Below are 11,816 nucleotides of genomic sequence, written 5' to 3'. Positions count from 1 at the left end.
ACGCCGTAGCGCCGATGGTAGTGTGGGGTCTCCCCATGTGAGAGTAGGGAACTGCCAGGCATCAAACAAGTGAAGAGGCCATCCGCAAGGATGGCCTTTTTGCGTTTCTACACCTGCTTCCTTTCCATAAACAAATCACCTATCCCCCCATATATACGGTAAACTATCCCGGTTTTTGCATCAGGATAGCGTCTATGAATCACTCCCTTAAGCCCTGGAATACCTTTGGTATTCAACGGAATGCTAATCAAATTGTACGTGCCGAAAGTGCTCAGCAGTTGCTGAATGCATGGCAAAACGCAACAGGAAACGGTGAACCCGTACTTATTCTGGGCGAAGGAAGTAATGTCCTGTTTCTCGATGATTTTGCGGGGACGGTAATCGTCAATCGCATCATGGGGATTGAGTGTAAAGAGAGCGCTGAAAGCTGGCATTTACACGTGGGTGCTGGCGAGAACTGGCACCATCTGGTGCAATATACCCTTGAAAAAGGGATGCCCGGACTGGAAAACCTGGCCCTGATCCCGGGCTGTGCAGGATCATCTCCTATTCAAAACATCGGTGCCTACGGCATCGAACTGAAACACGTCTGCGAATATGTCGATTGCATCGAACTCGCGACCGGAACGGCGAAGCGCCTGACCGCAGAGCAGTGCCGCTTTGGTTATCGCGACAGCATTTTCAAGCACGATTATCAGGATCGTTTCGTCATTGTGGCCGTTGGTCTGCGCCTGGCGAAAGCCTGGAAACCCGTTCTGACTTACGGCGATCTGACCCGTCTTGACCCGGCTACCGTCACACCGCGTGAGGTATTTGATTCCGTATGCCACATGCGCATGACCAAGCTCCCGGACCCGAAAGTCAACGGAAATGCGGGCAGTTTCTTCAAAAACCCGGTGATCAGCAGCGAAAATGCAAAAGCATTTCTCGCTGGCTGGCCAACGGCCCCGCATTATCCTCAGGCGGATGGCAGCGTGAAGCTGGCCGCAGGCTGGCTTATCGATCAGTGTGAATTAAAAGGTACTACTCTTGGTGGCGCTGCTGTTCATCGTCAGCAGGCGCTGGTACTGATCAACCAGTCCAACGCGACAAGTGAGGATGTCGTCAACCTGGCGCACCATGTTCGTCAGCGCGTGGGCGAAAAATTCAACGTCTGGCTGGAGCCTGAAGTTCGCTTTATTGGCCGAACGGGCGAAGTGAATGCCGTGGAGACCATTGCGTGAAGGACAATACTATTCCGTTAACTCTCATCGGTATCCTTGCTGATGGCGAGTTTCATTCTGGCGAGCAGCTGGGCGAACAGCTGGGCATGAGCCGCGCTGCCATCAATAAACATATTCAAACGCTCCGCGACTGGGGCGTGGATGTGTTTACGGTGCCGGGAAAAGGCTACAGCCTGCCGGAACCGATCCAGTTACTGAATGAAGAGATCATCCGCAGCCAGATTGGGCACGGTAACGTCGCGGTATTGCCGGTCATTGATTCGACGAACCAGTATCTGCTGGATCGCCTGAGCGAGCTGAAATCCGGTGATGCCTGCGTTGCCGAGTACCAACAGGCAGGACGTGGCCGCCGGGGGCGTAAGTGGTTCTCACCATTTGGCGCCAACCTCTACCTTTCCATGTACTGGAGGCTTGAACAGGGGCCAGCTGCGGCCATCGGGCTGAGCCTGGTCATCGGCATTGTGATGGCAGAGGTGCTGCACGATCTGGGTGCCGATCAGGTGCGGGTAAAATGGCCCAACGATCTGTATCTCAACGATCGGAAGCTGGCGGGGATCCTGGTCGAACTGACGGGAAAAACAGGCGATGCCGCACAGATCGTTATTGGAGCGGGGCTGAACATGGTGATGCGAAACGTGCAGAACGATGTCGTGAACCAGGCCTGGACCAACCTACAGGAAGCGGGGATCACCATCGATCGCAATACGCTTGCCGTCCGCATGATCAATGAGTTGCGTAGTTCGCTGACGCTCTTTGAACAGGAGGGGTTAGCGCCATTCCTGTCCCGCTGGGAAAAGCTGGATAACTTTATTAACCGACCGGTGAAGCTGCTGATTGGGGATAAAGAGATTTACGGCACATCACGCGGCATTGACGCGCAGGGTGCGTTGCTTCTTGAACAGGATGGTGTGATTAAGCCCTGGGTGGGCGGTGAAATTTCGTTACGAAGTGCAGAGTAACCCTCTCCCCACAGGGGAGAGGGTGTAGCAGCTCATCACTGCGGATACGGCACCCAATCCCCGGCATTCAGTCGGACATAAGGCTTATTCTGATACTGGATCACCACCGCATTGGCGTTTTCCGATACCTCCGCCGTCTGCGGCAGCCCGCTGGTGAGCTGATCCCAGTTCACGCTATCTTCCACAAACAGCTTACCGTCTACTGCGCGAGCGACCAGTTCCGAGATAGCCAGATAGCTGCTTGGCTGGGTGATCTCAACTGGCGCTCCCTGATGCGGCGCCTTCATGCCAAAGAACTTAATCCCGGCCGGAACGTTAGTGATGGACGGGCTTGGGATATCGCGCAGACCAGACACCTGCATCCTGTCGCCTTTCAACGCTCCCCCATGTTCCGGTACTACCACCACCATCACTTTGCGGCCTGATTTTTCCAGCTCGTTGAAGAACGCGTTCAGCTCGTCAAAGAACTTCTGCGCACGGGCCTTATAATCGGCCGTTTTACTCACGCCGGGATAATGGTTCCCGTCGTGCAGCGGCAGCGTGTTATAGAACGTCGCACTACGTGTCCCTTCCTCTTTGCCGACGGTATCTAACCAGCGCTGAAGCACGGCGGTATCGTCATACACCGGCGAGCCATCAAAGCCCAGCAACGTAACCGGCAGCCCTTTCTGGTCCATCAGCGGGGCCTGCATGCCACCCTGTTCACGTACTTCTTTCAGGAAGTTACCGAACTGACCGTTATGACCCATCATCAGGTGCTGGGTAAAGCCCAGTTTTGCCAGGTTATCAAACAGATAACACTGGTTAGCTGCCGGCTGGTAGAGGTTCTTATGCGAAGGCTGTCCGCAGCTGGCGCGCAGCAGGCGGATAGCCGCCGGGCCGCTGTACGACGTGGCCGAGTTGAAGTCCTTGAACTGAATATCGAAATGCGACCACAGCGGGTGCGACATCAAACCAGCCGCGTCAACGTCAGCCCAGGACAGAGAACAGATGTTAATGACCAGCAGCTCAAACGGCTGAGCATCGGCAGGCAGCGCGTCCGGGAATTTCGTCTGACGCTTATCTTCCGCAGCGTAAAAACTGGAGAGCCACGCGTTCAGGTTCGTGGATGTCGGCGGTGCAGTCTGCGCTGGAATATCCCCAACCACAGGCGTATCCCCTGCTGTCGCGACGGTCGCGGCGGCGGAACCGCCCGTGGTGGTCACGGTTGTCGTCGGCTGACCGGCTGGCCACAGCGAGAAGCTCGGGCCCGTCAGCGTCAGGACGTTAAGCCAGATCATAATCGCGACGACAAACACCGTCACCCGGATCCACTGAGACAGGAACAGCCAGGCGACCAGCAGGACAAATACCGCGCCAATCATCTGCCAGTTAATAAAGCGCTCAACCAGATCGAGCATATAGTCCGCACTGAAACCTGCGACCTGGGAGCCCTGGCTCATGATGCTTTCAGGGCCGGGCAGCCAGGTATCATGCCAGAACAGGGCGAAACCGATGGGAATAGCGACCCAGTGACGTATACGGTGCAGCCTGAGGTTCGGGATTGGCATCAGCAGGAATGCCATAAACACCAGGTTAAGCAGAGGGTGGAAATTAAGATAGCCTGCCCACAGCAGACCAAACTTCACCAGAAAGTAGAAATTCCAGCCGGACAGGCCGCGCCAGTATTGCCAGAGTGGCGATGGCGCCGAAGAGGTATAGGTAGAATTAGTCATGTTTTCGGTTTGCCTTGACGTTCGGAGCGCGACTCAGTGTTCCGGCGGGTTTAATATAGCGAGGTTTGACGAACAGTAATCTGACCGTATCGCGAATACGGCGCAGGGAATGGCGTGCATAGTAGCCAAGCGGCAAAAAAATCAGCGCGCACAGAACAACCAGTTGGATGATATCGCTGATATTCATAATGGCGCGCTCTCCTTGTTCTCATCCAGTAAGCGTAGCGGCTCAGGTACCCGACGCCAGACATGCCCGTCATGTTTCGCGTTCAGAACCGGTTTGGCACCGCTTGTCACAGGCAACGGTTTCGCCCACTTTTCAGGAGCCAGGGCACGCATCTGGACAAGCTCAGCGCTGATCAAATTATCTTCAAACCAGACCATGCGGTTCGAGAAGATATCCCCGGTAGGAAGCGGGAAGATATGGTTAAGCGCCGTATCCAGATCGTTCACCCGGCAGAAGGAGAGGAACAGCACCAGGCGGTTATCGCCAATGGTCATGATATCCCCGATACGGTTAGGGCGGCACAGAGTAAGCGCCTGCTCAACGCGAATACCCGGCACGGGGCGCAGGGCAACCATCACCCCTTTTCCGTCTGCCGGTAACAGCGTATTGCTCATCATGTTGCCCACCGCATCGCAGAAGGTGTCCCATTTCTGGTAGCCGCGCAGTTTCATCGGCTGCGTCATTGAAAGCAGGGTGCTGATATCTTCCGGAACATGTCGATTAAACTGCTGGCCCTGGATGCTTTCGATCAGCGTCAGACAGCGCGACAGGGGAGCATTCCACGGGATGACCATATTCGCGCCGCAGCCCAGTAATAAGCGCTCATCGGTGGCGCGCAGGCTGGTATTATTTTCACGCACCACAATTTTTAACGCGCTGCCGCGCTGGCGACGTAATGTGTGAATGTGCCTTGCCAGCGTTTCTATTTGGTTATTCTGGATCAACGAGAAAATAATGGTCGCCGCCTGCGTGGTGCGCGCCTCATCAAATAAGGCTTCATTGGTATCGAACAGTGACCAGTGCTCAGACAGTGCAGGCGCACCTTCCAGTACCGCAATATGACTCAGAACGCGTTTTTCATCACTGCGTGGCTGAACTATCGTCTCTTCCTGTTGAGCAAGATGCCACTCATCCCCGACATGTTTGAGGGTAAGTTGTTGTCGGGAGCTCACCCCTTTTTCATTGCACCAGAAAGCCACGTCGTAAAGATGGCTGTCGGTCTGGACACGAATACTGGCCAGGCCATAGAGAGAACGGTATTCACTCATTAAAAGTGAAAAAAGCTTGTCATTATTACTGCCTGGGTTAACAACCAATAAGGTGCAATTTTGATTTTTTGCCCATCTGTTGATTTTTTCCAGCCATTTCAGCAGTTTTTCAGAGGGGATATTTTGCAGGCCGTTATTAGAGCATTTTAGAATCAGTAAATAGTGTTCAGGAACAATAGAACACTGAATATCGCGGGGTAAAAAGTATAGACTGTCAGCCTCCGCAGGCATGGAAAATAATCGTACTGTCTGGGGTCCACGGTCACTGTCGAGCCTGATGATTGACTTCGGCTCTTCGCCCATCGTAATTATGGCCACGCGGGAATCCTTCCCCTGCGCCGCTATCGTCTGGTTTACCAGACTGATGGCATCTTCATTACGATCCGTATTAACCCACCAGACTCCTCCGACTGGCATGTGGCGCAATTCGTCCCATAATGACTGGATGCCAATAGAAAATATGGAGTCCACGGTGTCCCTCTTTTCGTCGAATTTCTATGTCTCTCAGTTTACTAGCGAAAGCGTAGAAATAAACCTAACATTGAAATTAAAGAACATCAGATTTAGCATGTAAATGAAATTTAGTGGGCAGGACGCCTCGCTGCATCTGAATCTTATGATTTTACTCAAAGGGATGAAAAAAGAATGCAAAATAACGAACCCGCAACCCCAGTCGACTCAAGTCTGGGTTACACATTCCAGAACGATTTTTTGGCACTCACGCAGGCTTTTTCTTTGCCTGAAATAGATTACACCGATATTTCCCAGCGGGAACAGTTGGCGGCGGCTATTAAACGTTGGCCGTTATTAGCTGAGTTTGCCCAACAACAATAAGGAAGCCATTGATGGCTGTACTAGGATTACAGGGCGTCCGTGGTGGGGTGGGTACAACTTCCGTTACCGCGGCGCTGGCGTGGTCATTGCAGGTATTAGGTGAATCGGTACTGGTCATTGATGCCTGTTCCGATAATTTGCTGCGCATGTCATTCAATGTCGACTTTACGCATGCAAACGGCTGGGGACGTGCGCTTCTGGACGATAAAGACTGGCGGGATGCGGGTTTGCGTTATACCTCCCAGCTCGATTTGCTTCCCTTTGGTCAATTGACCGAAACCGAGCGCGGGAATGAAGCCGCGTACCAGCGCCTGTTCTCTCGCTTCATCACCGCATTGCAGAGCCTGAAAGAGAGCGGGCACTATCAGTGGATCCTGCTGGACCTGCCGCACGGTGCCGCGTCGCTGACCCGCCAGCTGCTGGCGCAGTGCGACCATGTGCTCTCCATCGCGAACGTAGATGCGAATTGTCATATCCGTCTGCATCAGCAGCCGATGCCTGCCAATGCCCATATTCTGATCAACGATCTGCGCATTGGCAGCCAGATCCAGGACGATCTCTACCAGGTCTGGCTCCAGAGTCAGCGCCGCCTGTTGCCGATGGTGATCCATCGTGACGAAGCGATGGCGGAGTGCCTCGCGTCCAAACAACCCCTCGGGGAGTACCGTAGCGATTCACTGGCGGCGGAAGAGATCCTGACGCTGGCCAACTGGTGTCTGCTGCACTTTGCTAAACGGCCGGAGCCTGCCGGGAGTTCAGTATGAGCCGCCTGACTAACTGGCTGCTCATTCCGCCGGTCAGTTCGCGCTTAAGTGAACGCTACCGCCATTACCGTCATCACGGCGCCTCGTCGCTGAGCGCAGCGCTGGGCTGTTTGTGGATGATTCTGGCGTGGATGTTCATCCCCCTCGAGCATCCCCGCTGGCAACGCATTCGCGCGCGCCACGGTGAACTCTATCCGCATATCAACCCTGACAAGCCGCGTCCGCTGGATCCCGCGCGCTACGCTATTCAGTCCATCTGGCTACTGACGACCTCAACGGGCGCGGAGAAAAAAACGTCCCGCTGGCGCAGCTTCGATCGTGTGCAGAACCTGCGTGAACACTACCACCAGTGGCTTGACCGGCTACCCGACCGGGTGGGCGACAAAACGGGTCATTTAGATAACCAAAAAGAGCTCGGGCACCTACACCCGGGCTTGCGGCGTTTTATTCTCGGCGTGGTTGTGGTGTTCTCGCTGATTCTTGCGCTGGTCTGTATTACCCAGCCTTTCAACCCGCTGGCGCAGTTCACCTTCCTGATCCTGCTGTGGGGCGTGGCGCTGCTGGTGCGGCGCATACCAGGGCGTTTTTCTGCCCTGATGCTGATTGTGCTATCGCTGACCGTTTCCTGCCGCTACATCTGGTGGCGATATACCTCAACGCTGAACTGGGACGATCCGGTCAGCCTGGTGTGCGGCTTAGTGCTGCTGTTTGCTGAGACTTACGCCTGGATCGTGCTGGTGCTGGGTTACTTCCAGGTTATCTGGCCGCTGAATCGACAGCCGGTGCCGCTGCCAAAAGACACGACCCAGTGGCCTACGGTGGACCTCTTCGTGCCGACCTACAACGAAGACCTGTCGGTGGTAAAAAACACCATTTACGCCGCGCTGGGTATCGACTGGCCGAAGGATAAAATCAAAATCTGGATCCTCGATGACGGTGGCCGCGCCGAGTTCCGCCAGTTCGCGGACGAAGTGGGGGTAGAGTACATCGCCCGTACCACGCATGAACACGCGAAAGCCGGTAACATCAACAATGCGCTGAAATATGCCAAAGGGGAATTCGTCTCTATTTTCGACTGCGACCACGTGCCAACGCGCTCGTTCCTGCAAATGACCATGGGCTGGTTCCTGAAGGAGAAAGAGCTTGCGATGATGCAGACGCCGCACCACTTCTTCTCACCGGACCCGTTTGAACGTAACCTCGGTCGTTTTCGTAAAACCCCGAACTAGGGCACGCTGTTCTATGGCCTGGTGCAGGACGGGAACGACATGTGGGACGCCACGTTCTTCTGCGGCTCCTGTGCGGTGATCCGCCGGAAACCGCTGGATGAAATTGGCGGGATCGCCGTCGAGACGGTCACGGAAGATGCGCACACCTCGCTGCGTCTGCACCGTCTTGGCTATACCTCCGCCTACATGCGTATTCCTCAGGCGGCGGGGTTGGCCACGGAATCCCTGTCGGCGCACATCGGCCAGCGTATTCGCTGGGCCCGCGGCATGGTGCAAATTTTCAGGCTCGATAACCCGCTGATGGGTAAAGGGCTGAAGCTGGCGCAACGGCTGTGCTACGTCAACGCCATGTTCCACTTCCTGTCGGGTATTCCACGGCTTATCTTTCTCACAGCGCCGCTGGCGTTCCTGCTCCTTCACGCTTACATCATCTATGCGCCTGCGCTGATGATTGCCCTGTTCGTTCTGCCGCACATGATCCACGCCAGCCTGACGAACTCGAAGATTCAGGGGAAATATCGGCACTCCTTCTGGAGTGAAATTTACGAAACGGTGCTGGCCTGGTACATCGCGCCGCCAACCATGGTGGCGCTGATTAACCCGCATAAAGGGAAATTCAACGTCACCGCGAAGGGCGGGCTGGTGGAAGAGGAGTATGTCGACTGGGTGATCTCCCGACCCTATATCTTCCTGGTGCTGCTGAATATTGTGGGCGTGATTGTTGGGATCTGGCGCTACTTCTACGGCCCGGAAAACGAAATTCTGACGGTCTTCGTGAGTATGGCGTGGGTGTTTTATAACCTGATTATCCTCGGTGGCGCGGTGGCGGTATCGGTGGAGAGCAAACAGGTTCGCCGCGCGCATCGCGTCGAAATCAGCATGCCAGCGGCCATTGCCCGCGACGATGGACATCTCTTCTCCTGTACCGTACATGACTTTTCGGATGGCGGTCTGGGTATCAAGATCAACGGTCAGGCGAAGGTGCTGGAGGGGCAGAAGGTCAACCTACTGCTTAAGCGCGGCCAGCAGGAGTATGTCTTCCCGACGCAGGTGGTGCGTGTGAGAGGAAATGAAGTGGGTCTGCAACTGATGCCGCTGACCAAAAAACAACACATTGATTTTGTGCAGTGTACGTTTGCCCGCGCGGATACGTGGGCTCTCTGGCAGGACAGCTTCCCTGAGGATAAGCCTCTGGAAAGCCTGCTGGATATTCTTAAGCTGGGGTTCCGTGGCTATCGTCACCTTGCAGAATTTGCCCCGTCGTCGGTGAAATTAATTTTCCGGTCACTTACTTCACTGGTTTCCTGGGTCGTGTCGTTCATTCCGCGTCGACCTGAGCGAGATGAAGCGAAGCAGGCGGACCCGGTTATGGCTCAACAATGATGATAACGCGATGAAAACAAAACTTTCCTGGTTATGTGCAGTGGCAATGGGGATGAGTGCGCTCCCTGCAACAGTGGCTAACGCGGCGCCTGATAACGCAGCGACCACGCCCGCGCCAACGGTGCCTGTCGTCGCGCAAGCGACCGATCCGGTTGTGACGGCCGCGCCGGGGCAGACGGAGAACGTTGTCCCGAATCAGCCGACGACGGGGAATACGCTGCCCGGCGACAACCCGGTGGTTGGGCAGGTCATGCCTGGCGTGCCGGGAGCCAGTGCGCCGGTGGTTGCCGAAAATACGCCGTCGCGTGACGTTAAGCTGACGTTTGCCCAGATCGCGCCTCCTCCGGGCAGCATGGTTCTGCGCGGCATCAACCCAAATGGCGGTATCGAATTCGGTATGCGCAGCGATGAAGTTGTGTCAAAAGCGATGCTCAACCTGGAATACACCCCATCGCCGTCGCTGCTGCCGGTGCAGTCCCAGCTTAAGGTCTATCTGAATGACGAGCTGATGGACGTCCTGCCCGTCACCAAAGAGCAACTGGGTAAGAAAACCCTGGCTCAGGTGCCGATTAATCCGCTGTTTATCACCGACTTTAACCGCGTGCGTCTGGAGTTTGTCGGCCACTACCGCGATGTCTGTGAAAACCCGGCCAGCAGCACCCTGTGGCTGGATGTCGGGCGTAACTCTTCGCTTCAGATGACCTATCAGCCGCTGGCTTTGAAAAACGATCTCTCCGCCTTCCCGGTGCCGTTCTTCGACCCGCGTGATAACCGTCCGCTGAACCTGCCGATGGTCTTTGCCGGCTCGCCGGATGTGACCGAACAGCTGGCGGCCTCTATCGTGGCATCCTGGTTTGGTTCCCGCTCCGGCTGGCGTGGTCAAAGTTTCCCGGTCATGTACGACAAAATGCCAGACAAAAACGCGATTGTGTTTGCCACCAACGCCAAACGCCCGGCATTCCTGCGTGACCATCCGGAGGTGAAAGCACCCACCATCGAGATGATCAGCCATCCGGACAATCCGTACGTGAAGCTGCTGGTGATCTTCGGCCGTGATGACAAAGATCTGGTGCAGGCGGCGAAGGGCATTGCGCAGGGAAATATCCTGTTCCGCGGTAACAGCGTTGTGGTGGATGAGGTGAAACCGCTGCTGGCGCGTAAGCCTTATGATGCGCCGAACTGGGTACGTACCGACCGGGCAATCACCTTTGGCGAGCTGAAAACCTATGAAGAGCAATTGCAGTCAACCGGGCTTGAACCTTCTCCTGTCAGCCTGTCGCTGAACCTGCCGCCGGATCTCTATCTGCTGCGCACCAACGGCATTGATATCAACCTGAACTACCGTTACACCGCGCCGGCAACCAAAGACAGCTCGCGCATGGATATCAGCCTCAACAACCAGTTCCTGCAATCGTTCAGCCTGACCAGCAGCCAGGAGACAAACCGGTTGATGCTTCGTCTGCCTGTATTGCAGGGGCTGCTGGATGGCAAAACCGATGTGTCGATCCCGGCGCTGAAGCTCGGTGCGGTGAACCAGCTGCGGTTTAACTTCCAGTATATGAACCCCATGCCGGGTGGATCGGTGGAAAACTGTATTACCTTCCAGCCGGTGCAAAACCACGTGGTGATTGGCGATGATTCCACGATCGACTTCTCGAAGTATTACCACTTTATCGCGATGCCGGATCTGCGTGCCTTTGCTAACGCCAGCTTCCCGTTCAGCCGCATGGCTGATCTCTCTGAATCGATTGTCGTGATGCCAAAAGCGGCCAACGAAGGTCAGGTTGCCACGCTGCTGGACACCATGGGTACCGTTGGGGCGCAAACCGGCTTGCCGGCTATCAACGTGACGGTGACGGATGACGGTAGTCAGATCCAGAACAAAGATGCCGATATCATGGTCATCGGCAACATTCCGGACAAGCTGAAAGACGAGAAGCGCGTCGATCTGCTAGTGCAGGCGGCTCAGTCATGGGTCAACACGCCGCTGCGTCAGACCGAGTTCCCGAGCATCATGCCGGACAGCGGCGATCGTCAGGCCAATATCAGGACGACCGTAAGTTCAACGGGTCCGATGGCCGCGATTGTCGGCTTCCAGTCGCCGTATAACGACCAGCGCAGCGTTATCGCCCTGCTGGCGGACAGCCCACGCGGCTATGAGCTGCTCAACACGGCCATGAACGACAGCGGTAAACGGGCAGCAATGTTCGGTTCCGTCTCGGTGATCCGTGAGTCGGGGGTAAACAGCCTGCGCGTGGGGGATGTCTACTACGTCGGTCATCTGCCGTGGTTCGAACGCCTGTGGTACGCCCTGTCTAACCACCCGGTGCTGCTGGCCGTGCTGGCTGCGCTCAGCGTCGTATTGCTGGCGTGGGTACTGTGGCGTCTGCTGCGAATCATCAGCCGTCGTCGTCTTAACCCGGACCATGAGTAA

The 11,816-nt window shown here is 55.6% G+C and carries 8 protein-coding genes and 1 pseudogene; 6 read left to right on the top strand and 3 right to left on the bottom strand.

What is annotated here, in order from left to right; genetic code table 11:
- Positions 1-194: 194 nt before the first annotated feature.
- Together murB and birA are read left to right on the top strand one after the other, a co-directional pair.
- On the top strand, positions 195-1,223 hold the full coding sequence (murB, locus tag ACOTX1_RS14380; RefSeq protein ID WP_022652019.1) for a UDP-N-acetylmuramate dehydrogenase: 1,029 nt from the start codon (positions 195-197) through the stop codon (positions 1,221-1,223).
- A complete protein-coding gene (birA, locus tag ACOTX1_RS14375) occupies positions 1,220-2,182 on the top strand; it encodes a bifunctional biotin--[acetyl-CoA-carboxylase] ligase/biotin operon repressor BirA (protein WP_003861169.1) in 963 nt (320 codons plus the stop codon). The genes murB and birA overlap by 4 nt, the downstream gene beginning before the upstream one ends.
- Before the next feature lie 35 nt (positions 2,183-2,217).
- On the opposite strand, the gene bcsG is transcribed toward birA, so the two are convergent.
- Genes bcsG through bcsE form a run of 3 tightly spaced genes read right to left on the bottom strand, consistent with a single transcriptional unit; the run spans position 2,218 to position 5,643 of the window.
- Positions 2,218-3,897, bottom strand: coding sequence for a cellulose biosynthesis protein BcsG (bcsG, locus tag ACOTX1_RS14370; protein WP_023315007.1), 1,680 nt, complete (start codon positions 3,895-3,897; stop codon positions 2,218-2,220).
- Positions 3,890-4,084, bottom strand: coding sequence for a cellulose biosynthesis protein BcsF (bcsF, locus tag ACOTX1_RS14365; protein ID WP_003861172.1), 195 nt, complete (start codon positions 4,082-4,084; stop codon positions 3,890-3,892). The genes bcsG and bcsF overlap by 8 nt, the downstream gene beginning before the upstream one ends.
- Positions 4,081-5,643 (bottom strand): cellulose biosynthesis c-di-GMP-binding protein BcsE, encoded by a 1,563-nt coding sequence (gene bcsE, locus ACOTX1_RS14360; protein ID WP_023315006.1) that lies wholly within the window; start codon positions 5,641-5,643, stop codon positions 4,081-4,083. The genes bcsF and bcsE overlap by 4 nt, the downstream gene beginning before the upstream one ends.
- A 174-nt stretch (positions 5,644-5,817) precedes the next feature.
- On the opposite strand from bcsE, the gene bcsR reads away from it, so the two are divergent.
- From bcsR to bcsB, 4 genes and pseudogenes are all read left to right on the top strand, one after another.
- Entirely contained in the window at positions 5,818-6,006 is a 189-nt protein-coding gene (gene bcsR / locus ACOTX1_RS14355; RefSeq protein WP_003861175.1) for a cellulose biosynthesis protein BcsR, read from the top strand.
- Between the two features lie 11 nt (positions 6,007-6,017).
- Positions 6,018-6,770: a cellulose biosynthesis protein BcsQ gene (gene bcsQ / locus ACOTX1_RS14350; RefSeq protein ID WP_003861177.1), complete on the top strand. Its 753-nt coding sequence runs from the start codon at positions 6,018-6,020 to the stop codon at positions 6,768-6,770.
- Positions 6,767-9,382, top strand: a pseudogene (gene bcsA / locus ACOTX1_RS14345) (UDP-forming cellulose synthase catalytic subunit). Before bcsQ ends, bcsA begins: the two are co-directional and overlap by 4 nt.
- A 10-nt stretch (positions 9,383-9,392) precedes the next feature.
- Entirely contained in the window at positions 9,393-11,816 is a 2,424-nt protein-coding gene (bcsB, locus tag ACOTX1_RS14340; protein ID WP_057979983.1) for a cellulose biosynthesis cyclic di-GMP-binding regulatory protein BcsB, read from the top strand.

The organism is Enterobacter cloacae complex sp. IR5401 (assembly GCF_049238425.1).
Lineage (GTDB): Bacteria > Pseudomonadota > Gammaproteobacteria > Enterobacterales > Enterobacteriaceae > Enterobacter > Enterobacter hormaechei_C.
The sequence above is the reverse complement of the archived record's forward strand: the minus strand, read 5'-3'. Positions and strand labels throughout refer to the sequence as shown.